Genomic DNA, 22,250 nt, shown 5'->3' with positions numbered 1-22,250 from the left:
AGGAAAAGGCGCGGCCATCCTCGGGAAGGAGATGGCAATGACGACAATTTCGCAGATCAGCGCTACCGAGCATCGCATCCCGCGGGATCGTGGGAGCCTACGCGCTCGCGAGTTTGCGGGCGAGGGCCCCGCCCTAGTCCTGCTTCATGGCTTTCCCGATAACAGCCACATCTACGATGAGCTTATTCCGCACCTAACTTCAGCAGGCCGGCGGGTCATTGCGCTCGATTTCCTCGGCTTTGGCAACTCCGACAAGCCAAAGGGGGCGCGTTACAGCTTCGAACAACAGCTTGATGACTTGAAGGCAGTGGTCAACGTCCTCGACCTAGACATGATCGTTCCTGTTGGTCACGACGCTGGCGGTCCGGCAGCAGTAAACTTCGGGCTTGAGTGCCCTGACAGAACCGCCGCAGTGTGTCTTATCAATGCTTTCTATGGGGAGGCACCGGGCCTACGTGTGCCTGAATTCATTGAGCTTTTCGGGAATAAGAATCTAAAAGCGCTCTCTCGCCACTTTCTCGCGAGCCCACAGCAGTTCGCCTGGCTTCTAAACTTTCAACGCGAGCAAATGCAGGTTGGCCTCAATGAAGCGCAAAGGGCTCGGTATACCGAGGTCCTCGGCCCAATCATCGACAGTAACTTCCGACAAGGTGCAGGCGATGCCTTCGCGCAGATGACGTTTAAGCTGCATGACGAGGTGACGGCAAATACTGCACGATATACCGAGCTTCGTCGCACTGAAGTTCCCTTTGTACTGATTTGGGGCCAGTCGGACCCCTATCTGCACGTGAGCGTGGCAAAGCACATGCAAGCGCAGATGCGCGGGGCCATCGTCCACGTCCTCGACGCCGGTCATTGGCCACACATTGACGAGGCTGCCTCCGTCGCACAGCTGATGCTTGAGAGTTTGCCCCAGCTCTGAGGAAAAGAGCGCGACGATTGGGGTCATCGATGGAGGACTTTATGCGTATCCAAGGGAGTGGCGCTCTCGTTACGGAAGCCAATCGAAGGCTGGGCAAGTCGTTTGCAGACGCGTTGCCTTAAAGCTGAGAAACTTCTGGGAAATCGATCCGCCCATTGCGGACGATTTCGGGTCAGTTGTCCGATTCCATTCAAGAGCAAAGACGCCTTAAGCGTCCGCAATCGGCTTATATGAACTAACGCGCAAGCGTATCATTTCGCCCCGTCCGGAACCGGTTGCTTGAAGCGCGGCAGCAGCACCAATTCGGCAGCTTCGTCAGCATCTCTCAGAAGCGTATTGCGCGGCGCGCCCAGCTGCGCATGCATCGTCAGACCGCGGGCAAGGTCAATAACCTGGCGCGCGCGCGTGGTGACAGAAAAGTCAGGCGGAATTTCGCCCGCTTCGATGCCGTCGCAGAAACGACGCTCCACGAGCGCTACGCCGGCAGCCGCGGCGTCCTTCAGAAACTGCCTGACCTCAGCATCGTCCACGAGCGGCGCGACGCACACCATTAGGCATCCTCGGACCGCCCCTTCCTCGGTCGCAACTTCCACGGCATGCCTCAGGAAGCCGGCGATCGCGTCACGAAGAGCCGGTGGCGTGAAGAGCGCCTTGGCCGCAGCGGCGCCTTTTCGCTCTGCATATGTCCGCAGGACACGTAGGAAGAGCGTCCGCTTGTCTCCGAAGACCGAATACAGGCTTTGCCGTCCCACACCCATGCCTGCGATGAGATCGTCAATCGCGACACCATCGTAGCTTTTCGACCAGAAGATCCGCGTCGCTTTATCGAGCGCTTCGCCTTCGTTGAAGTTTCGCGGCCGCCCCCGCGGCCGGGTCGAATTATTTCGCATTTAGTCCAAAAATCCTTGACCGTTCGATTTGCACGAATATATAAGATTTCAGTCCATAATTAGCAAGCTGGCTCGTGGCCTCACGATTCGACCTTCTCTCACGGTGGAACCAAATATGAGACATTCAATCGTTCTGGTCACCGGCGCTACGTCGGGGCTCGGTTATGCCGCAGCTCGCTTGCTCGCCGATGGGGGATGGCAGGAGGTTATCGTGACGGGGCGCAGCCTGGCCAAGACCAAGGAAACCGCCGCCCAACTCGCCGACGAGGCCAAGAAGCGGATCTTCACGCCGCTGGAGCTTGATCTGAACAGGGCCGCCAGCGCCAAGTCTGCCGTCGCCGAGCTGGTCAAGCGCGGTCGGCCGATCGATTTTCTGCTGCTCAATGCCGGATTGGTCCCGACCAAGAAGCGCGTGATCACTGCGGAAGGCGTTGAAGCGTCCCAGGCCCCGCTTATCGGCCATCATGATCTGACCGTTGGGCTGCTCAACGCCAACCTGCTGAGCCCCGAGGCGCGGATTGTCATCACCAGCGCGGAGCCTGCACGCGGCGGCGTGCCCATGTTCAAATATACCGACCTGCCGGCGTTCGCGGCCCAATACTACAGGGACGACCAAACCGCGGCTGCTGAAGCCCTAATCCGCAGTGGACCAAACGTGAAGTACTCGCCTAACACTGCGTATGCCGACGCGAAGCTAATGATCGCCTGGTGGGCCGAGGCGCTGGCGCGCCGGCTTCCGTCCGGTATGGCCGTCTACGCTGTCTCGCCCGGTGCGTCGAACGCCACCAAAGTCGCGCGAAACGCTGGCCCGTTGTTGAAGTATCTGATGATTCCGATCGTGAACCTCGTTCCCGGCATGAATCAGACGCCGGAGGTTGCGGCCAGTCGCTACATCCAGGCGTCGGAATTCGGAACCGACCGCTCGGGGCAGTTCTTCGCTTCGGCCAAGGGTAAGTTCTCCGGCCCGATGGAACTGCAGCGCGAACCACACCTCCACGTTCGCGCCAGCCAGGAGGCCGCGTGGCAGGCGGTCGTCAAGGTCTCCGGCGCCGACTTGTCTCACCCGGCATCTTTGAGCGCGGTGTCCTGAAGCCCGACTGCCTTCGGGTCGCAGAGATATCATCTGAAATTGTCCAAAATCTATAGGCGTAATGGCGTCCCAGGAGACTATGAATGGCACGGTATCAAGATAAGAAAGTGGTGATCCTTGGCGGCACCAGCGGCATGGGTCTCGCGACGGCGAAGAAGCTTCTTGATGGCGGCGCGCGCGTTCTGGTGACAGGCCGCTCGCAAGCCGGCCTGGACTCGGCGAAGCAGGAGCTTGGGGCTGACGCCCTCGTGGTTTCGAGCGACGCGCGGTCGTTGACCGATATCGATGCCCTCGCCGCTCAGGTGAAGGCCGAGTTCGACACCATCGACCTGCTTTTCGTCAACGCGGGGTTCAGCATCCCAACGCCGCTCGCGAACGTCACCGAGGCCATCTACGACGAGATGTTCAACCTCAACGCTAAGGGACCGTTCTTCGCGGTCCAGAAGTTCGCGCCTCTCATCAACAGGGGCGGCTCCGTCGTCCTCACGACCTCGGTCGCCAACGTCAAGGGATTGCCCGGGCAAGTCACCTATGGCGCTGCCAAAGCCGCGCTTCGATCGTTGGCTCGGACGCTCGCGACCGAGCTGCTTCCCCAGGACATCCGTGTCAACGCCGTGTCGCCCGGCCCAATCGCCACGCCGATCCTCGACAAGGTGTTCCCCGATAAGACCATGGCCGCCCAGGTCCGGGAGAAGATGACCGATATGATCCCGATGAAGCGCTTCGGGACCTCCGAGGAGATTGCGAAAGCCGTCCTCTTCCTCGCGTTCGACGCGACCTTCACGACCGGCCTCGAGATTCCGGTCGATGGCGGTTGGTCGCAACTCTGAGGGGGCGGGTGAAATGAAGATGCGGCGAATTGTGAGCGCGGAGACCAAGGCTGGCGTCGTCATGCAAGTGGACGATGTTCTCGACACCGAAACCGCCGACAGGGTCACGAACATCTGGGGCTTCGACAAGATTCCCCAGCTGCCCCTTACGCCTGAGCAAATTCTCGGTGAATACAAGCGGCTCGGGATCTTCGGGCCAAAGGACTCGGTCCGCGTCGACCTCCAGATCATTCCTCCCGAGAAAGCCGGCGAGACGGATCTCGGGGCCTTAATGGCCAAGATCGATTTCGGCACCGGCGGAGGTATGACCCAAGGTGAGCACGGCGGTTCGATGCACCGCACCGACACCATCGATCTCGCGGTCGTGCTCAAGGGAGAAGTGGATATCGCCTATCCGGGAGAAGACGGCCAAGCGCACTCGGTCACCGCCAGGGAAGGCGACTTCTTCGTTCAGAACGGCGCTTTTCACGAATTCCACAATCACTCGGACGACCCTTGCGTGATCCTCATGGTCGTCTTCGGCGCCGACAGGAAAGCGGTCTGAGCCCAACGTGCTGAGAAGCCTCTAATGACACCCACAGCCAACCATTCTATCCCAAGGCGAGGTAAATTTCGCCGCGCCGTCGCGGCCATATGGGCCTTCTTGCAAGCGATGGATTCCACCAGCTTCGACTATTCGATCGATCGCTTCGAACGCTTGGAACGGGAAATCGAACGACTGAAGGAGGAGATGCGCGAAGTACGAAACCCGGTGGCGATCGATGCCCACAAGCAAAAAGGTGACTAATGTCCTTATTGAAGAACAAAATCGCCGTCGTCACGGGCGGCAGCAGCGGCATCGGCCTCGCGACCGCCAAGAGGTTCACTGAAGAAGGTGCCTATGTATTCATCGCCGGGCGCCGTCAGGCCGAGCTCGACAGGGCCGTCGCAGAGATCGGCAAGAACGTCACTGGCCTAAAGACCGACATCTCGAAGCTCGATGACCTCGACCGTTTCTACGAGGCCGTTGCAAAGAAGGGCAAGATCGATGTGATTTTTGCTGGCGCGGCCTTCGTCGAAAAGATGATGACTGCCACCGCGACACCTGAGCATTTCGACAAGACTTTCAACGCCAATGCTCGCGGCACGTATTTCACGGTTCAACGGTCGCTGCCATATCTGAATGATGGGGCCTCAATCATCCTCGTGGCAGCCGCCGGCAAAAACAAAGGCATTCCGGGCCGCAGCACCTACAGTGCCACCAAGGCGGCGATCCGGTCATTTGCACGGACGTGGACTAACGAACTCAAGGATCGGAAGATCAGGACCAACGTTTTGAGCCCTGGCGCGATCGACACGCCGATGTTCGACGATCAGTACCCGACCGGACACGGCGCCACTGATGCCAGACAGCAGATCACCGCGATGACGCCTCTGGCACGCCTGGGGCGCCCCGAGGAGATCGCATCCGCAGCTTTATTCCTTGCCTCGGACCTAAGCAGCTACGTCGCCGGCATCGACCTTTCGGTCGATGGCGGCCTGACCGCAGTCTAACTCGAAGGACCTGGCGCAGCGCCGGAACGTCATCTTCCGAGGAGTGCCAGAGCTTAGGCTGTGCCCAGTGAGCGTCCAGCCCTCCCTACCGAAAGCGGACTGTGAGCGCGGCGCTAAGGCGGTAGCTGTCGATCGCCTAAAACCCGTAAGTCTTCTTTGCCCAAATCCGGTCATCGAAAGAAGCAAAACCCCGTGTTGCCGGAGATGCGGTTCCAGAGGGAACGCGGAATGACAGGGTCGTCCGTTCAAACCTCTTTCAAGAGCCTTGGGACATAATTCGCACTGCTCAACGCTGGCTCCGATCCATTCTCAAAGTCGGCTTTGCGCGCGCAAGCTGACCTTTGCAGGCTCTCCAGCGAGCTCCGAAAGCTGAAGTTTGCTGCAGGCGACTGGCTGAAGATCAAATGTATTCAGAGTGAAAGTTTCATGATCGTCGGCTACGAGCAGTCAGCCGCCGCGCGAGGCGGGATCGGCAGCCTGTTGCTGGCCGCCCGGCGCCGAGAGGATTGGGTCTACGTTGGCGCCGTCGGAACGGGCTTTAAGGAAAAGGACGCGGCTTATTTGAGGAAGACGCTCGACAAGCTGAAGACGAGGACGCCGGTCGCGGCGCTCAAGGGTAAGAATTACGTCTTCGCCCAGCCGACGCTGATCGCCGAGATCGAATTCCGTGGCTGGACCGACGACGGCAATCTGCGGCATGCATCCTATAAAGGGCTGCGCGATCCAGGACAATGCTGCTGTTTATGAACTCGACTGACCGGTTGGCGTGACCTTAATTTTTTTCGATCGGTGCTCTTGAATCGGAAATTCCCAAAAACCAAATCGTTTGCCGCCAGCCGCTAAAACAAGGGCTGGCCTTGCTGGGGGCGTCGCCTTTCGGCGCTTCCGTACCCCATGTTGCTTCAAGGAGGATATGGCTATGGCAACATCTTATGACTACGCACCGTTGTTCCGCTCGACCGTTGGCTTCGACCGGGTTTTTAATCTTCTCGAGAACGCCCAGCGCGCCCGGTCGATCAGCGACTGGCCGCCCTATGACATCGTCAAGACTGGCGATGACAGCTACCGGATCTCGATTGCGGTGGCGGGCTTTGCCCAGGACGATCTCGATATCACCTTCCAATCCAACCTTCTGACCGTCACCGGCAAGAAGCAGGAGACCACCAATGACGGCTACCTGCATCGCGGCATCGCCGGCCGGCCGTTCGAGCATCGGTTCGAACTTGCCGATCACGTCAGGGTGAACGGAGCGGATCTGAGCAACGGTCTCCTGTCGATCGATCTCCTTCGCGAGATCCCGGAGGCTCTGAAGCCGCGTAGGATCGACATCCAGACCAATCCGGCTGTCACGCAGAAGGCGGCTCCGGTCCAAATCGAAGCGCAGAAGGCCGCTTGATCGAAACCTTGGAAAACGGGCGCCGTCGTGGCGGCGCCCATCAACATCGCGGGTTGGAAAGGAGCGCGTCATGAAACCCGATATGTTCAGAGAACCTGTTACCATCCTTGTCGGCCTCGGCTTTCCCGCTGAGGTCAGAACCGTCATGGATGCCTACCGGCATCTGACCGATTGGCCGGCCTCAAACCGGGACACCGCGCATTCGATCGCGCTCAAGGCCTGCAGCGCGGCCCTTCGCGGAGAGATCGAAGCCGAGACCGCGCGCGGTCTGTTCGCTGCCTTCGCTGACAAACATGATCTGCTGGCGCCCGAAGCCGACGTCATCGTGGCCTCTCGTCGCCGGCATGACAGAGATCCGCACGTACGTTGAGGGGGCCGAGATGCACGAGATTTTGCAGCAGGCGGCCAGCAACGCTATGGCAATGGGACCAACGGTCCTGCTTCACGGCATGCAGATTGAGCGGCCGCTTGACGTAGTGAAAGCGCGTGCTCTTTCAGTTGACGATAAGCGTGCGGTCCTCGCCGCTTGGGCTTCGGACTTTTACGCCGTCGATTCCAAGCCGGCGGTCCGCCATATGCCTGGAACACCGAAGCCGGTTTCCATTGATGAAGTGCAGGTTGCCCTCAAAGAACTCGATCGGCGTTACGGATAGTGATTAAGCGTACCGGCAGGCCGGGCCGGTTTGTTCCTGTGTCGGCCGTTTGCGATCGAGATCGGAATGGTCGAGACCGAAATGTTCCAGAACGAGGTCGAGGTTGCGGCGGTTGGATTTGAAGTAGACGTCGAACAGGTCCCCGACCAATGGGACGCTCCCGGCCGCCGCATCGAACCCGACATTGACCAGCATCTTGAGAAGCTTGTCATTGGGCATGCCAAGCCGCCGCGCCTCGTTGACGATGTAGAGACTGATCGCAGCGCCGGCGAAATCGCCGACAACAGGCACCAACCCCATGATTGAATCTGCTCCGAACGAAAAGCGTGTTCCGGGAATGCGGAGCGCCGTGTCCATGAGGCGCGCCAACCCACGCATGTGGCGAAGGCGGGCCAGACGGTCCATGGCGCGGAAATCCGTGTACTGACTATGTGCTCGCTCGTATGTCATGCCGCCACTTTCATCATCTTGCCCAGCCTCTTGATGGCCTGCTCCAGCGAGCGCTGTCCGTCACAATAATCCTGCCATGCGCTCGACCTGGCCAACAGCGCCGGCACGGTGCGGATGGTGAAGCGCTTCGGATCGAGATCCGTCTTCACCTGGCCCCAGGTGAGCGGCATTGATACAGTGGCGCCCGGTCGCGCGCGGGGCGATAGCGGCGCGACGGCGGTCGCCATCCGGTCATTGCGCAGATAGTCGAGGAAGATCCGGCCGTTGCGCTGGTTCTTGGCCATTTTGATCAGATAAAGCTCGGGATTTTCGCGCGCCATCTGAAGGCAGACATCGTGTGCAAAGCCCTTGGCCTCGGGCCACGACAGTTTCTTGCCTTTTGCGACAGCAAGCGGCGTAACGACGTGCAACCCTTTGCCGCCGGTCGTCTTACAGAAACTGACAAGGCCGAGTTCCTCCAGCCGGTCGCGCATTTCCCGTGCGGCTTCGACCACGGTGGAGAAGGGCACGTCCGGACCTGGATCGAGGTCGAAGACAAGACGACCGGGCACTTCCGGTTGGCCCGGTTCGCAATTCCAGGGATGGAGCTCGACGCCGCCGATCTGGGCGATGGCGGCGAGGCCCTCGACGCGGTCGATCTGCAGATAGGGCTTCTTGTCCCCGAACACCTTGACCAATTCCTGCAGGTTCGACGTTCCCGGCATCGCATGCCGCTGGAAGAACTGCTCGCCGCCAATGCCGTCAGGCGTCCGGATGATCGAGCACGGCCGCCCTTCGATATGGTCGATCAACCATGGACCGACCGCTTCATGATAGCGGGCGAGATCTTCCTTGGTCACCGGCTCTCCGTCGTTGGCGTTCGGCCAGAGGGGCTTGTCCGGGCTGGAGATCATCACGCCCATCACCTCGGCCTTGGCGTTCTTGCCGCGCGCGGGTCTCAATGGCTTTGTCGCGGCCGGCGTCGGAGTGTCGGTCTTTGCCGGCGATGCCGGCTTTTCGGCCTCGACTTCAGCCGCGGGCTTATCTTCGCGCAATCCCTTGTATGCCGCCTGGCGGACCAGTCCATCCGCCGTCCAGCCCGCGAACTGGATCTCGGCGACCAGCTCCGGCTTCACCCAGACGACGTTGGGATCCTTCTTCGGCGCGCCGATGCCCGTGAACGGTGATTTGTCGGCCTCGATCTCACGGAGCCTCGGCAAGATCGTATCGACCGTTTTGGCACCATAGCCGGTCCCGACCCGCCCGATATAGACGAAGTCGTCACCCCTGAAGACGCCGACCAACAGGGAACGAAACTTGCCATTGGTCTTGGCATAGGCGCCGATGACGACTTCATGGCCGGCGCGGCATTTGGACTTCGCCCAGGTCTCGGTGCGGCCGGATTGATAGGGAGCATCCGCCTGTTTCGAGACGATACCTTCCAGCGACAGCTTGCAGGCCGACTTCAGGACGGCATCTCCGCCAGTCTCGAAATGCTCGACGAAGCGCAGGCGCGGATCCTCGCCGGCATCCTCGAGCAATTTCTGCAGCCGTTCCTTCCGCTCGGTGAGCGGCAGTTGCCGCAGGTCCTCATCGCCCTCGAACAGCAGATCGAAGGCGAAATAGACCAGTGCGTCGGTCTTGCCTTCCGACAGTGCGGCCTGAAGTGCTGCGAAATCCGGCGCCCCGTTTTCATCGAGCGCGCAGATCTCACCATCGACAATTGCATTGGGCAGGCTTGCGGCCGATGTCGCGATCGCCGGATACTTGGCCGTCCAATCCAGACCCTCGCGGGTCTTAAGCGTCACCTCGCCGTTTTCGATGCGCGTCTGGATGCGATAGCCGTCGAACTTGATCTCGTGGATCCAGCCGTCGGCCGAGGGTGGGCGTTCAAGCGTTTCGCAAAGCTGCGGCGGTATGAACTCCGACATAGCGGACTTTGCCGGTTTTTTCGGTGCTTGTTTTCGCTTTGTCTTCGTGTCCGCCGCACGTTCCTCCGCCGCCAGTCCATGATTGCTGTCCCAGACGGCATCAGCCTGAACGTCGCCGCTCTGCACCATGAACGGTTTTGGCTTCCTGCCTTTGCCGGCGGCGATCGCTTCCATGGTTCGGCCCGAAGCGACGGAGGTTGTGTTCTCCTCAAGGACGGCCGCGCCGTCTTCTTCGACCGAGAAATCGTCGTGATGCTTGATCAGCAGCCAGTTGGTCCGCTTGCCGCCGTCGCGGTCGTTGCGCATCCGCACCAGAACGAAGCTGCCATGCAGCCGCTCGCCCTCCAGCGTGAACTTGAAATCGCCCTTGGCGAGCGCCTGCTCGGGCGTCTTGCTGCCTTCGAGCTCCCAATAGCCACGGTCCCACAACATCACCGTGCCACCGCCATACTGGCCTTTCGGGATCGTGCCCTCGAAATCACCGTAGTCGAGTGGGTGGTCTTCGACCTCGACCGCCAACCGCTTGTCGTGTGGATCGAGCGAAGGCCCCTTCGTCACCGCCCAGGACTTGAAGACACCATCGAGTTCGAGCCTCAGATCGTAATGCAGCCGCGTGGCGTCGTGTTTCTGGATGACGAAGCGCCTGCGGTTCGATGCGTTCAGCTTCGCTGCGCCGCTCGGCTCCTGCGTCTTTTCAAAATCGCGCTTCTGCTTGTAGGTCGATAGCTTGTCGCTGGTCATGGCAGTCCCCCGTAGAAATCCGCCACCCGCCTCGGATGAAGACGGGGATGAGGCGCGGGCCGGACAGGTGAGACGCTCGGCTGCCGTTTCGTTGGCCGCGACGAGAAACCGGAAAATCATCGCGTTCGTCATTCCTGTCACGTCCGGCTGACACAGAACGCGACCTCAGCAGGCAAAAGGCGACAGATAACCGTTTTGTTCCGTGGAGTTGGGCAGGAGCGCCATCCGCTCTAAGTTGCCGACCTAGCCCTCTCTCATTTGATATGCGCTGATTGCATAACTGCGCTGCAGTAAAGTCTATTTAATAGGCGGCCCGAACGCGTATGACGTGTGTATCGAAGTGATGCATCTCCTCCCGCGTCGGTTCGATATGCAGACGTCCTACTCCTCCTCCCAAGGGCGTTTGCGGGAACAGCAAAACTCCTCCTCCCAGTTGCTGTTCGGTTATTTTTCGAGAAGCCTGCCGCACCTCCTCCCGCGGCAGGCTTTTTGTTCTGGTCCCGCATCCAGTGCGGCTGCGTGCGAAAAATGGCGTGGCAGCCGAGGACTGGGAACGCGTGAGGTATTTTCGCGAGCCGGATATTCTTGGTGGGGTTTGTGTCAATATCATTTGCTCGACCTGTTAGGAGCTTTTGTTCACTCGCATCCTCTTGCAAAATAACGGGTCGGCGGTTCGTACCTGTTCAAGCCACCGATGTACATTTTGCACCCGACGGCGCCCTCGAGATGGCGATATTTTTTCGCGTTCGCCGCCGACTGTGGGCATATGTTGACCGGTTGAGACCCAGCTCGTTCGGGCCCTTCAGTTCCTAGCAGAATCAGCAACAATCACTACGGCTTCCAAAAATGGCTCCGGTGTGATAAAGCCTCGGCTATAGTTTGTAAGAGCAAAGGAAACATCACTCGCTATGGCTCCCGTTGCTGCCCAGCGATCTCGCGCACTCGACCTTCTAAGGACCCGGGGGATGCTCCGACTGAAGGACTTTGTCGCTGAAGGCATTGGCCCGGAGACGCTCGCTCGCCTTGTCCGAGAGGAGATGATCCTCCGCCCGGCACGTGGTCTCTATCAACTGTCCGACGCCCACGTCGAGGCTGCCCATACACTGGCTGAGGCGTCGGTTCTCGTTCCAAAGGGTATCGTTTGCTTAACCTCCGCTCTTCAATACCATGAACTGACGCTGCAGATGCCATCGGCTGTATGGATGGCTATCGACCGCACTGCCTGGCGGCCCAAGATCGATTATCCGCCTATTCGGTTCGTGCGCTTCACTGGATTGGCACTGAGCGAAGGGGTCGAGCGTCATAACATCGAGAATGTCGACGTTCCGATCACGGATCCGGCGAAGACAATTGTCGATTGCTTTCGTTACCGGACCAAGATCGGCCTCGACGTCGCGATGGAGGGGTTGCGCGAGGGTCTCCGCCGTCGCCTATGCAAGCCGGATCAACTCTGGCATTACGCCTGCAACGCACGGATCTGGTCGGTCATGCGTCCTTACGTCGAAGCAATGGTGTCTGATGCCGCGTAAGCCTAGTAATTCGGTGCATCAGTGCGAGCGCGTCTCCTGGATCGGGCACGTGCCGAGCGATCGGATTTTCAGATTCTCCTGACGCGATATGCACTCGAGCGTCTGCTCTACCGGCTGAGCGTGTCGTCGCACCGCGATCGCTTCATCCTCACAGGCGCTATGCTCTTCGTGACCTGGGTCGCCGATCCGTTTCGGCCTACACGCGATCTGGATCTGCTTGGCCACGGCGACAACGACGCCTGGGCGATTGCCGAAACCTTCCGGGCCATTTGTGCGCAGCCGGTCGCCGATGACGGTGTGATGTTTGATGTCGCCGCGCTGATGGCGGCCCCGATTCGTGAGGAGGTGGAATATGGCGGTGTGCGGGTCCGCACCACAGCAGCGATCGCTGGTGCGCGTATTCCGATCCAGGTCGACATTGGTTTCGGCGACGCTATTACACCCGCAGCTATAGAGATCGACTATCCCGCCCTGCTCGACGCACCGGCTCCGCATCTGCGAGCCTATCCGATCGAAACGGTGGTGGCCGAGAAATTCGAGGCTCTTGTTACGCTCGGGCCAATAGCAGGCTCAAGGACTTCTATGATCTCTGGGTGATTTCTTGAACGTTCGAGCTTGGCCGGGCAGCCCTTGTCGAGGCCGTTCAGCGGACCTTCGAACGACGCGGAACGATTCTTCCATCCGATATTCCGGTTGGTCTGACCGATGAATTCGCCGGGGCATGGGCTGCTCAGTGGCGCGCCTTTCTGAGGCGCGATCGGATGGCAGCCGCACCAGAAGCTTTCGCCGCTACCGTCGCAGATCTTCGTGTCTTCTTAATGCCGCTGGTCGCCGGGCAGGATGACCTACAGGTCTGGCAGCCGAGCGGGCCGTGGTCGGCGGGAGCAGCAATCGATGAGGCATAGCGGGGCGGCCAATCACTTCGTTCCGACCGATGCATTTGATGGAGAAAAGCGCCGCAATTGCGGCCCCGAGGAGCGGTATGGATAAGAAACACTTTTATCGTGTGGGCAGCCATTCAGGTGCCTGGGATGATCTGCCTACAGACCCGGATGAGCTAGACTCTCTGGTTAATAGCGCTCGGAAGCACATCGAGCCATGGCTATCAGCTGTTTTCCAAGCAGAACACCTCAATCTGCTACTTGGCAGTGGATTCACCACCGCGATCGGTTACATCGCGGGTTTAGGGGCCACTGGAATGGCCAAGGTCACATTTGGCACGACGTATGACGCCGCCATCGATGCCCATGCCCAGGCCGGGGCAACGACCATGAAAAGAGGTGCGGCAAACATCGAAGATCAGTTTCGAAGTGCGCTTGCGCTGCTCGAGGGTCTGGCGGTCATAGACAAGGAAGCGGAAAGAGCTCTCAAGGATGCCATAGATGCCCAGAGGTCTGGCTTCCTCACTTCATTATTGAACTTTCTCGCGCATCATCGCTCCTGTGTCGCTGGCAAGTCGTCGTTCGGTGAAGTGGCGCCTATAGACCCCTAGCAACAATACCGATGACCAAGTTTCGTTTGTGCTGAGCGGACTTCGTCGATTGCGACTGTCCCCGGTCGCCTCGGGCAGTTAGCGAAACGTGGCCTGCGACTCTACCGCGTAGAGATCAAAATCTGTCTGGCCAAAACCGTTCGGCAGTTCAGTGTGGGATAACTCAATCGTGACTGCACCGAGAACATTCAGAGGCTCTCATACTTTTACCGGTGGGCGTTTTTAGCCCGATCCTTTGCGCACCAGTCGGAAACGTGGCCTGAGGCGCTAAGCCACAACCGCCTACGGCGCGCATCCGCAGCGCTACCGACTGGTCAGGAGCTTGGATCAGCTTCAGTTAAGACCGCACGCAGGCCATCTATAGTAAATGGCTTCGACAACTGACGAGCATCTCCGATACCCGACGCCGTCTTGGCGCTATCGTCACCGCTTGCGAACACGATGCGGACGTTTGGCCAGTTCTCCCGGACCCGGCGTGCGAGATCAATTCCCGACATGCCTGGCAAGCCTACGTCAGTCAGCAGCACGTCGATGTCTTCCATTTCCAACACGCCAAGGGCGTCTTCGGCAGAGTTGGCTTCGTGGACGGCGTGGCCGAGCTCCTCAACCAAATCAACCGTCGACATAAGGATGAGCGGCTCATCCTCCACAATGAGGACACGCGCGTTTGCTGACTGTGGCACCTGTGTAGGTGTGGGTGCTTGTTCATGACGCTCCAGCCGTTCCACAGCGATCCTGTGCTGCTGCGCGTTGCTCAGAACGTGACGAACTTTGCGGGCCAATGCCTCACGCGTATAGGGCTTGGACAAGAGCTCGACGCCGGCATCCAAGCGTCCTCCATGGACGATCGAGTTTTCGGTGTAACCCGAGGTGAAGAGGACTGCCATGCTGGGAAACTGGGCCTTGGCCTTTCGTGCAAGCTCCGTGCTGCGCATCGGGCCGGGCATAACGACGTCGGTAAACAGCAAGTCGATTTGAACGCCACTGTTGACGATCGCAAACGCGGACTGCGCGTCATGCGCCTTAAGGACGCGATAGCCAAGGTCCGTCAGGAGGGCGACCGATGTGTCGCGGACACCATCATCGTCCTCGACAACGAGTACAGTTTCCGTGCCCCCTTTCACGGGGACCGCATTGGCGTCGGTCAGGCTGTCCTCGGTCTGCGTCGTGCGCGGCATATAGAGTTTCATCGTCGTGCCGTGGCCAACCTCGGTATATATCTTGAGGTGCCCGCCGGACTGCTTCAGGAAGCCGTAGACCATTGACAGCCCGAGACCACTGCCCTTCCCATCTGTCTTCGTGCTGAAGAAGGGTTCCAGAACATGCTCGATGATATCGGGCGGTATGCCCGAGCCGGTATCGGTGACAGCCACCAGCACATATTGTCCGGGCCGAACATCTTCGTGCGCACGGGCGTAATCGTCATCAAGAACCGAATTTACCGTTTCGATCGTTAGCCGCCCCCGACCGTTCATCGCATCGCGTGCATTGATTGCCAAGTTCAGGATCGCGTTCTCCAGCTGGCTTGGATCTATCAGCGTATTCCACAGACCGCCGGAAACGACGGTTTCGAGCTCGACCTCCTCACCCAACGCCCTGCGCAGCATGTCATCCATGTTCTGGATGAGCTTGCGCACGTTGACGACCTTTGGTTCGAGCGGCTGCCGGCGGCCGAACGCCAAGAGCTGCGATGCCAGTTTCGCGCCTCTGGCCACGCCCGCAAGTGCATTTTGAAGGCGTTGCTCAGCACGCTTATTCCCGTCAATATCCTTGGATAAAAGCTGCAGATTGCCACTCACGACCTGCAGAAGATTGTTGAAATCATGGGCCACGCCACCTGTGAGATTACCCAGCGCTTCCATTTTCTGCGCTTGCCTCAAGGCTATCTGAGCTGTTTCGCGTTCGGCGGTTTCCTTCTCCAGATTCAGAAGGGCAGTTCTTAGCTCTAAGGTACGCTGCTCCACTTTCTGCTCGAGCGTATGGTTGAGGCTTTGGAGCTGATCTTCGGCGCGCTTCTGGTGCGTGACATCGAAACCATCAACGAAAATGCCCATTACCGCGCCGGCGGCATCGAAAATTGGCTGGTAAATCAGATTGACGAAGCGCTGATCCGGCTCCTCGTTGCCTTCACGTTGTAACAAGACCGGCAAGTGCCGGCCGATGTAAGGCCTGCCTGACTGGAACACACCGTCAAGCAGTTCGAAAAAACCTTGCCCGTCGATGTCAGGAAGTGCATCCCTCACGTTCAGGCCCACCAAATCACGGTGACCGACCAGTTGCAGGTAGGCATCGTTGACAAGTTCGAATTTATGATCCGGTCCGCGCAGGATGCACATGAAGCTTGGCGCCTGTTGGAACAGGTCTCGCATTCGATCGCGCTCCGCAGTCCGCAACTCGACTTCAGACGAGAGCTGGCGGTTGAGCTGCTCGAGAGCGACGGCAGCCTTCTCGCGCATCTCGGCAGCCTCAGCCAGTGCCGCCGCTCGCCGCCGTTCAGTCTCGAAGGCTTCGGCGCTGGCGAGACGTGAGGTAATTTGGCCCGTGATCAGCTTCAGGAAATCCAGATACTCCCCGGTGACCGCCCGATGCGGGTTGAGACCGCTTATCAGGACCCCCTTTGGTTGATCGTTGCCCTGTCCGATGAGCGGAGTGAAAGCCGCATGGGATGGTGCTTTTGGCCATGGGCCAGTTGGAATGTCCTTACTGTTCGACAGGTCTACCAGTTCGACCGCCTGATTTGTCCAGGCGCGCTCAAGGTTCCAGATGCTCGCGCTACGGTTTATCTCTACAGGCAATAGCGGAAGGTCATCGGGGGCGCCGCAAACCCACTGGCGCCTCGCGTTACCTAGGTCGTCGAAGACGTAGAGGGCGCTGAAAGGAAGATCTTGAAGGTTTCCCCCGAGGGCTTCCCGTGATGCACTAAAGACCGCGGATTCTGTGTCCGCCGCGGCAAGTCCAGATGCGAGGGCTCGCAGGGTCGCCAGGCGGCGTTCACTGATAACCCGCTCTGTCTCTTCGGTGACGGCGCAGAACACCCCTTCAACGTTGCCGCTATCTCCGATCAGCGGGCTGTACGAGAATGTGTGGTAGGTTTCCTCGGGATAGCCGTCGCGCTCGAGCAAAAGCAGAAGCGCTCTGTCCCACGTGGACTGGCCCGTCTCATAGACGGTTGCCAGGCGGCCTTTCACATCATCCCAGATCTCCGACCAAAGGATCTCCGTTGGCACGGCAAGCGCATTGGGATGCTTATTTCCGAGCGTCGGTCGATAGGCATCATTGTAAAAGAAAGCGATATCCGGCCCCCATCCAAGCCACATCTCGAATTTCGACGTCAGCAGCAGCCGGATCGCCACCTTTAGCGCCTCTGGCCATTGATCCGGCGTGCCGAGCAAGCTACTCGCCCAATCGTGCTGCCGCATCAATTGCGCCATTTCGCCGTCGCCGACAAATATGTCCTGATACTGATCCGAGATTACAGTCATCGCACTTCCATCGGGATATCGCCGAACTCACTTAGGCCCTTGATAACGCATGGCCAGATCGTTAGTTCTGATCCGGCGCAGTTTTTTGCATCGGTGGAAGAAATCGACAATGAAGCGAGAAATGTAGCAGCTGGAATGGAGTGCTGAGGAGCTCCGGCGAGCTATCCAGTCGGCCGGGGGATAGTCGGGCAAACCCGCGCGGTCGTCTCAGGATTGTCGCGCGCAAGTTCGTCGGCATTCAGCCGAATTGTCTGCGCCATATTCGCAGACATCAGAGCGAAACGCCCCTCGCCATAAACCAAAGCCTCTTGCGAGGCGGTCTCAAGCCACCGGGCGAAATCCACGACGATCTCTTCCCTCTCAGGGATGCTGGCACTTCTGATGATATTGATATTCTCTTCCATGCGGTCTCACTCCATACAGACGTGGAAAGCGACGGGCTCATCAAGCCCCGAATCGTCAGGTGAGCTGGGAAGTGGAAAATCCGGATTCAAGCCTCAGTGCAGCTTGAATTCGCCATCGACGCGCCGCCATTCGTTCGGTCCGATCAGGCGCTGATGGCTGTAGCGGACGGAATGCAGCGGCCCATCGAGATTGGTCTCCCAGAACTCAAGGAACTTCTGCATCTCGGGAAAATCGGGCGCCAGATCGTAATCCTGCCAGACATAGGTCTGTAGGACGCTCTCGAAATCGGGAATGCGGTAGAGGATGTGCGCAGTGGTGAGACCATAGCCGTTGAGTTGGCGCTCCAAATCCGATGAAAATTGCATACTTCATCTCCATTTCATGACAGTCAAAAATTGCCGCAAAATTTCACGGCCATCAACGGATTTCTGAACGACTGATGCTCTTTTTTGTTCCTTTCCAGTGTGTTAGCAGCCCTCCCCGCAGAGTGCTAATTTTTCTATTGCCCCCTCTTGAAATCGCGAAATCCAAAAAATAAATTTTTCGCGCTAACGCTCATTGAGGTTTGCAACCTGGCTGGATTGGCTCTCCGGTCCGGCCAGGGTTTTCAACGTCATCATTTTTGCTCAATGGAGGAAAACATGTCGTTTAGACCGCTGCATGATCGAATTCTCGTTCGCCGGGTCGAATCCGAAGAAAAGACCAAGGGCGGCATCATCATTCCCGATACCGCCAAGGAGAAGCCCTCTGAGGGCGAAGTCATCGCCGTCGGCTCAGGCGCCCGCAATGACGCCGGTCAAATTCAGGCGCTCGACGTCAAGGCCGGTGATCGCATCCTGTTCGGCAAATGGTCCGGTACCGAGATCAAGATCAACGGCGAAGATCTGCTGATCATGAAGGAAAGCGACGTCATGGGTATCATAGAGGCCCGGAGCGAGCAGAAGATCGCCGCCTGAGCATCAGCCGGCAACCCTATCAGTCAAATAGCTGCCTATTGAGGAGTTAAACAAATGGCTGCGAAAGAAGTCAAATTCAACACTGATGCCCGTGAACGCATGCTGCGTGGGGTCGATGTCCTTGCCAACGCCGTGAAGGTCACGCTAGGCCCGAAGGGCCGCAACGTCGTGATCGACAAGTCGTTCGGTGCGCCCCGGATTACCAAAGACGGCGTTTCGGTCGCCAAGGAAATCGAACTGGAAGACAAGTTCGAGAACATGGGCGCCCAGATGCTGCGCGAGGTGGCGTCGAAAACCAATGATCTCGCAGGCGACGGCACCACGACCGCGACCGTTCTGGCACAGGCAATCGTCAAGGAGGGTGCCAAGGCGGTGGCCTCCGGCATGAACCCCATGGACCTGAAGCGCGGCATCGATATTGCCGTGGACGCGGTGGTCAAGGAGCTGAAGGCGAACGCCCGCAAGATCACCAGCAATTCGGAGATCGCTCAGGTCGGCACGATCTCGGCGAACGGCGATGAAGAAATCGGTCGTTACCTCGCCGAGGCGATGGAAAAGGTCGGCAACGAAGGCGTCATCACCGTCGAGGAAGCAAAGACCGCCGAGACCGAGCTGGAGGTCGTCGAAGGCATGCAGTTCGACCGCGGTTATCTGTCGCCTTACTTCGTCACCAACCAGGACAAGATGCGGGTCGAGCTTGAAGAGCCCTATATCCTCATTCACGAGAAGAAGCTCTCCAACCTCCAGGCAATGCTGCCGGTGTTGGAAGCCGTGGTGAAGTCCGGCAAGCCTCTGCTGATCATTGCCGAGGACGTCGAAGGTGAAGCGCTGGCAACGCTCGTCGTCAACAAGCTCCGCGGTGGCCTGAAGATTGCTGCGGTCAAGGCCCCGGGCTTCGGCGACCGCCGCAAGGCAATGCTCGAAGACCTCGCCATCCTGACGGGCGGTACTGTCGTCTCCGAGGACGTCGGCATCAAGCTGGAGAACGTCACGCTGAACATGCTCGGCCGCGCCAAAAAGGTAGCGATCGAGAAGGAGAACACCACCATCATCGATGGCGTTGGTTCCAAGGCCGAGATCGACGGTCGCGTCGCACAGATCCGCGCCCAGATCGAAGAGACGACCTCCGACTACGACCGCGAAAAGCTGCAGGAGCGCCTTGCCAAGCTCGCTGGCGGCGTTGCGGTCATCCGCGTCGGCGGATCGACCGAAGTCGAAGTCAAGGAGAAGAAGGATCGCGTGGACGACGCCCTGCATGCAACGCGTGCCGCCGTCGAGGAAGGCATCCTCCCGGGTGGTGGTGTAGCGCTGCTGCGCGCGGTCAAGGCACTCGAAGGTCTCCCCACAACCAACGACGATCAGCGGGTCGGGATCGACATTGTCCGCCGTGCGATCGAGGCCCCCATCCGCCAGATTGCCGAAAACGCTGGCGCCGAGGGTTCGATCGTGGTCGGCAAGCTCCGGGAAAAGAGCGAGCTTTCATTCGGCTGGAACGCTCAGACCGGCGTGTATGGCGATCTCTACGCACAGGGCGTCATTGACCCGGCTAAGGTGGTGCGCACCGCGCTCCAGGACGCCGCCTCGGTCGCAGGTCTGCTGGTGACGACCGAAGCGATGATCGCGGAGAAGCCCAAGAAGGATGTCGCTCCTGCCCTGCCGGCAGGCTCCGGAATGGACTTCTAAACAAGTGATGTGGCCCGCTCCTTCCGCCGGGGCGGGCCACATCGGAGGAGTGAAAAATGACGATATCCATCTCGAAAGAAGACGCGCGTCTCTGCGCCGATGTGGTCAAGGAGGTCGCTCATGCGCATGGCTTCGTCAACGATCCGGTCGCAATTGGCAGGCTGACTGCGTCGGTTGCAAGACTTTTTAACCGAGGTATGCGCGATCGCGACCAGCTTTTGGACGCAGCCATGCAGTGCGCCGCGACGGGGATGACCTCACCCTCAGAGCCGGGGTTGGCTTAGACCGCAAGAAACGCAGCTGGAAGAGCTGGCTCGGCTGGCGGCTGCGCGGCCGGGTGGGAGCGTCGAATAGTCGTCGCGGCGTAGCCGTATCAGGCGCGATCGTAAGTAAATGATGTCAGCAAGGTCGTCACGAAGTTGCTGGCTCGTTCCTTGACGAGAACCTCCGTCCATTCGTCGGTACCCCGAAGTCTGAGGTCGGTATGGATGCTATCGACCGCTGCTTCCTCGATCCGCTTGAGATGCGTTTTAAAAGCTGCCTCACCACCGCCGTGATACATGTCGCGAATGATCATTCGCAAGATTTCCTGGATGGCAATCTGCCAGGACGTATTGATTGCCTGCAGCTCATTCTTATCGGGTGCCATGAAGGCTCCTCTGGTTGGAAGTGCATCGGGGCCGGTACCGTACGGTCGGGCCTGGGCGGCGCGCTTACGAAGTCCTGTTGTGAGACCGGAAATCCTCGCCTCGCTTTGGGGTTGGCGTCGTCGGTCGCGTTCTGCCTTAGTGCCGCATCATCCTCAACGACCCTCGCAATGGGGGTCTTCATCACGCAAATCACTTCGTTCGGGTACGTTTCGCCAGCAGGGCACTCGTTGCGGCGGTGCGATGCGCCAGTTCCCTGGAAAGACGTGCTGCACGAAGCCGCAGCGTTTTCGCTTCGCGCGATTGAGCGACGGACAAGAGCTCTTCAACAGCCTTGTCCTTTGCGAAAAATTGCGTCTGGGCGTTGCCGAAGGCGATTTCCGCCATCTGGCGGGATTTGCTGTATGCCTCTGTCATAGCGGTTTTCGATCCTAGTGCTCGGCGGTCGAGCGGAAAGCAAAAAGGCCAGGCAGAACGCCTGGCCTTTCATTGATAACGTCTTCCCGGCAGTGCCAGTACATCCGTGGTCAAAGGGAAAGCAGATACCGAATTAAGCGTTCTGAAGATTGCAAGCGGACATCTTGCCCGACTTGTTATCGCGCTCGAGTTCGAAGCCGATCTTCTGGCCTTCGACAAGTTCGCGCATTCCAGCGCGCTCGACAGCCGAGATATGAACGAAGGCGTCAGCGCCTCCATTGTCAGGCTGAATGAAGCCGAAGCCTTTGGTGGAGTTAAACCATTTTACTGTGCCAGTGGTCATAAGGAACCCTTTCGTAGCATTAGTGACATGCCGCGACGCGAATGCGCTGCGGAAGTATATCGATTTTTGAGAAGAGGGTTCGTTGAGAACGCGGTGCCAATCGCGCGATAACCAAAGCTCAGCAGGCAAATATCGGTGAACACACGAATAGATTAATTTCCTAAACCGGTCAACGATTTCTTTTCGTTTTGAAAAATTATCGCAACAAGGTCGCTTTGTGAAAAGGATTTTCCGTTGGGTACGAGCATCCTCTCAATTCATCGCGTGTTGCATCGTTGTATCTTATACAATTCATCCAATTCTTTTTTACCGCCAGCGAAGCGGATGGCGTGAAGAGGTACTTCCTTTATCGAATGGAAGACAAGCAACGGGCTCAAATGGACCCCGGGATGCCGAAAACATGATCAAATTGATGTCGGTCTGTCCGACTATCTTCGGCCCGCTACCCATTGAGCTCTAGTCGCGACTGTCTTCTGGTCTGACCGACCGCGGTCGGATTTTCGCTGACCGAGGATGATCTCGGCCACCGTCATGCCGCCGCCGACGAGGTGGTAGATATACAAAGCTTCGCTGAGAAAGATGGCCGCAACAATGGCGGTGAAGATCGGAATCAGGTTCATGAAGATCGCCGTGCGGGCGGCACCGAGATATTTCACCGCCAACATCCAGATGAAGGTACAAGGATCGAGCGGGGGATCGCCGCGTAAAGCACTACGGCGGTATTCTTTAGGTTTAAGGCGGATGAAGCCGAAAGGAGATAGCTCGGGATGAGCGGCACGACTGCGGCACCGATCTGCACAGGGATCGACGTGCAGGTGGCAAGCGGAATGGCCCAGCGTCAAAGGAGAAAAATGCCATACCCGCATAAGCCAGCACCGCGA

At 58.7% G+C, this 22,250-nt stretch carries 24 protein-coding genes and 2 pseudogenes; 16 read left to right on the top strand and 10 right to left on the bottom strand.

Annotated features, from left to right (window positions below; genetic code table 11):
* The first annotated feature begins 37 nt into the window (after positions 1–37).
* Positions 38–922, top strand: coding sequence for an alpha/beta fold hydrolase (locus ACQZ6F_RS29170; RefSeq protein WP_449095555.1), 885 nt, complete (start codon positions 38–40; stop codon positions 920–922).
* A 251-nt stretch (positions 923–1,173) separates the two neighbouring features.
* Here the strand turns inward: ACQZ6F_RS29170 and ACQZ6F_RS29165 are convergent, their stop codons facing one another.
* Complete coding sequence (locus ACQZ6F_RS29165; RefSeq protein WP_449095556.1) at positions 1,174–1,812, bottom strand: TetR/AcrR family transcriptional regulator; 639 nt, start codon at positions 1,810–1,812, stop codon at positions 1,174–1,176.
* A gap of 115 nt (positions 1,813–1,927) precedes the next feature.
* Between ACQZ6F_RS29165 and ACQZ6F_RS29160 the strand changes: the two genes are divergently transcribed.
* The 9 genes and pseudogenes from ACQZ6F_RS29160 to ACQZ6F_RS29120 all read left to right on the top strand — a co-directional run bounded on the left by ACQZ6F_RS29160 (position 1,928) and on the right by ACQZ6F_RS29120 (position 7,314).
* Complete coding sequence (locus tag ACQZ6F_RS29160; RefSeq protein WP_449095557.1) at positions 1,928–2,902, top strand: SDR family NAD(P)-dependent oxidoreductase; 975 nt, start codon at positions 1,928–1,930, stop codon at positions 2,900–2,902.
* 83 nt (positions 2,903–2,985) lie between these two features.
* Positions 2,986–3,732 (top strand): SDR family oxidoreductase, encoded by a 747-nt coding sequence (locus ACQZ6F_RS29155; protein ID WP_449095558.1) that lies wholly within the window; start codon positions 2,986–2,988, stop codon positions 3,730–3,732.
* The gene (locus tag ACQZ6F_RS29150) at positions 3,710–4,276 is read left to right on the top strand and encodes a cupin domain-containing protein (RefSeq protein ID WP_449095559.1); all 567 of its coding nucleotides are present in this window, start codon (positions 3,710–3,712) and stop codon (positions 4,274–4,276) included. The genes ACQZ6F_RS29155 and ACQZ6F_RS29150 overlap by 23 nt, the downstream gene beginning before the upstream one ends.
* Before the next feature lie 24 nt (positions 4,277–4,300).
* Complete coding sequence (locus ACQZ6F_RS29145) at positions 4,301–4,519, top strand: hypothetical protein (protein ID WP_449095560.1); 219 nt, start codon at positions 4,301–4,303, stop codon at positions 4,517–4,519.
* Positions 4,519–5,265: an SDR family NAD(P)-dependent oxidoreductase gene (locus ACQZ6F_RS29140; protein ID WP_449095561.1), complete on the top strand. Its 747-nt coding sequence runs from the start codon at positions 4,519–4,521 to the stop codon at positions 5,263–5,265. Before ACQZ6F_RS29145 ends, ACQZ6F_RS29140 begins: the two co-directional genes overlap by 1 nt.
* 384 nt (positions 5,266–5,649) lie before the next feature.
* Positions 5,650–6,022, top strand: a pseudogene (locus ACQZ6F_RS29135) (ATP dependent DNA ligase); the annotation flags it as partial.
* A 162-nt stretch (positions 6,023–6,184) separates the two neighbouring features.
* Positions 6,185–6,661 carry an Hsp20 family protein gene (locus tag ACQZ6F_RS29130; RefSeq protein WP_449095562.1) on the top strand — a complete coding sequence of 159 codons (477 nt, stop codon included), beginning with the start codon at positions 6,185–6,187 and terminating at the stop codon, positions 6,659–6,661.
* A gap of 70 nt (positions 6,662–6,731) precedes the next feature.
* Positions 6,732–7,031: a DUF982 domain-containing protein gene (locus tag ACQZ6F_RS29125; RefSeq protein WP_449095563.1), complete on the top strand. Its 300-nt coding sequence runs from the start codon at positions 6,732–6,734 to the stop codon at positions 7,029–7,031.
* Between the two features lie 10 nt (positions 7,032–7,041).
* The gene (locus ACQZ6F_RS29120) at positions 7,042–7,314 is read left to right on the top strand and encodes a hypothetical protein (protein ID WP_449095564.1); all 273 of its coding nucleotides are present in this window, start codon (positions 7,042–7,044) and stop codon (positions 7,312–7,314) included.
* A gap of 3 nt (positions 7,315–7,317) precedes the next feature.
* Here ACQZ6F_RS29120 and ACQZ6F_RS29115 read toward each other — a convergent pair whose 3' ends face one another.
* Both ACQZ6F_RS29115 and ligD read right to left on the bottom strand, forming a co-directional pair.
* The gene (locus ACQZ6F_RS29115) at positions 7,318–7,764 is read right to left on the bottom strand and encodes a DUF4112 domain-containing protein (protein WP_449095565.1); all 447 of its coding nucleotides are present in this window, start codon (positions 7,762–7,764) and stop codon (positions 7,318–7,320) included.
* Positions 7,761–10,415: a DNA ligase D gene (gene ligD / locus ACQZ6F_RS29110; RefSeq protein ID WP_449095663.1), complete on the bottom strand. Its 2,655-nt coding sequence runs from the start codon at positions 10,413–10,415 to the stop codon at positions 7,761–7,763. Before ligD ends, ACQZ6F_RS29115 begins: the two co-directional genes overlap by 4 nt.
* A 908-nt stretch (positions 10,416–11,323) precedes the next feature.
* On the opposite strand from ligD, the gene ACQZ6F_RS29105 reads away from it, so the two are divergent.
* The 3 genes and pseudogenes from ACQZ6F_RS29105 to ACQZ6F_RS29095 all read left to right on the top strand — a co-directional run bounded on the left by ACQZ6F_RS29105 (position 11,324) and on the right by ACQZ6F_RS29095 (position 13,436).
* Complete coding sequence (locus ACQZ6F_RS29105) at positions 11,324–11,944, top strand: type IV toxin-antitoxin system AbiEi family antitoxin domain-containing protein (protein WP_449095566.1); 621 nt, start codon at positions 11,324–11,326, stop codon at positions 11,942–11,944.
* Positions 11,934–12,849, top strand: a pseudogene (locus tag ACQZ6F_RS29100) (nucleotidyl transferase AbiEii/AbiGii toxin family protein). Before ACQZ6F_RS29105 ends, ACQZ6F_RS29100 begins: the two are co-directional and overlap by 11 nt.
* A gap of 77 nt (positions 12,850–12,926) precedes the next feature.
* Positions 12,927–13,436 carry a hypothetical protein gene (locus ACQZ6F_RS29095; RefSeq protein ID WP_449095567.1) on the top strand — a complete coding sequence of 170 codons (510 nt, stop codon included), beginning with the start codon at positions 12,927–12,929 and terminating at the stop codon, positions 13,434–13,436.
* A gap of 314 nt (positions 13,437–13,750) precedes the next feature.
* Here ACQZ6F_RS29095 and ACQZ6F_RS29090 read toward each other — a convergent pair whose 3' ends face one another.
* The 3 genes from ACQZ6F_RS29090 to ACQZ6F_RS29080 all read right to left on the bottom strand — a co-directional run bounded on the left by ACQZ6F_RS29090 (position 13,751) and on the right by ACQZ6F_RS29080 (position 17,688).
* Positions 13,751–16,867 (bottom strand): response regulator, encoded by a 3,117-nt coding sequence (locus ACQZ6F_RS29090; protein ID WP_449095664.1) that lies wholly within the window; start codon positions 16,865–16,867, stop codon positions 13,751–13,753.
* 212 nt (positions 16,868–17,079) lie between these two features.
* Entirely contained in the window at positions 17,080–17,322 is a 243-nt protein-coding gene (locus ACQZ6F_RS29085) for a hypothetical protein (RefSeq protein WP_449095568.1), read from the bottom strand.
* Positions 17,323–17,415: 93 nt separating this feature from the next.
* Positions 17,416–17,688: an usg protein gene (locus ACQZ6F_RS29080; RefSeq protein ID WP_449095569.1), complete on the bottom strand. Its 273-nt coding sequence runs from the start codon at positions 17,686–17,688 to the stop codon at positions 17,416–17,418.
* A 276-nt stretch (positions 17,689–17,964) separates the two neighbouring features.
* On the opposite strand from ACQZ6F_RS29080, the gene groES reads away from it, so the two are divergent.
* From groES to ACQZ6F_RS29065, 3 genes are read left to right on the top strand one after another with little or no spacing between them, the layout of a single operon-like run.
* Positions 17,965–18,279 carry a co-chaperone GroES gene (gene groES, locus ACQZ6F_RS29075; protein WP_449095570.1) on the top strand — a complete coding sequence of 105 codons (315 nt, stop codon included), beginning with the start codon at positions 17,965–17,967 and terminating at the stop codon, positions 18,277–18,279.
* A gap of 54 nt (positions 18,280–18,333) precedes the next feature.
* Complete coding sequence (gene groL, locus ACQZ6F_RS29070) at positions 18,334–19,962, top strand: chaperonin GroEL (RefSeq protein WP_449095571.1); 1,629 nt, start codon at positions 18,334–18,336, stop codon at positions 19,960–19,962.
* Positions 19,963–20,018: 56 nt separating this feature from the next.
* Positions 20,019–20,246: a hypothetical protein gene (locus ACQZ6F_RS29065; protein WP_449095572.1), complete on the top strand. Its 228-nt coding sequence runs from the start codon at positions 20,019–20,021 to the stop codon at positions 20,244–20,246.
* 89 nt (positions 20,247–20,335) lie between these two features.
* Here the strand turns inward: ACQZ6F_RS29065 and ACQZ6F_RS29060 are convergent, their stop codons facing one another.
* From ACQZ6F_RS29060 to ACQZ6F_RS29045, 4 genes are all read right to left on the bottom strand, one after another.
* The gene (locus ACQZ6F_RS29060) at positions 20,336–20,611 is read right to left on the bottom strand and encodes a hypothetical protein (RefSeq protein WP_449095573.1); all 276 of its coding nucleotides are present in this window, start codon (positions 20,609–20,611) and stop codon (positions 20,336–20,338) included.
* Between the two features lie 190 nt (positions 20,612–20,801).
* Positions 20,802–21,026: a hypothetical protein gene (locus ACQZ6F_RS29055; protein ID WP_449095574.1), complete on the bottom strand. Its 225-nt coding sequence runs from the start codon at positions 21,024–21,026 to the stop codon at positions 20,802–20,804.
* A 133-nt stretch (positions 21,027–21,159) separates the two neighbouring features.
* A complete protein-coding gene (locus ACQZ6F_RS29050; RefSeq protein ID WP_037135461.1) occupies positions 21,160–21,369 on the bottom strand; it encodes a cold-shock protein in 210 nt (69 codons plus the stop codon).
* 428 nt (positions 21,370–21,797) lie between these two features.
* Positions 21,798–22,235, bottom strand: coding sequence for an EamA family transporter (locus ACQZ6F_RS29045; RefSeq protein WP_449095575.1), 438 nt, complete (start codon positions 22,233–22,235; stop codon positions 21,798–21,800).
* Positions 22,236–22,250: the final 15 nt, after the last annotated feature.

It is taken from the genome of Rhizobium sp. A22-96, assembly GCF_053521805.1.
Note: the sequence above shows the minus strand (reverse complement) of the source record. Positions and strands in the feature narration are given on the sequence as shown.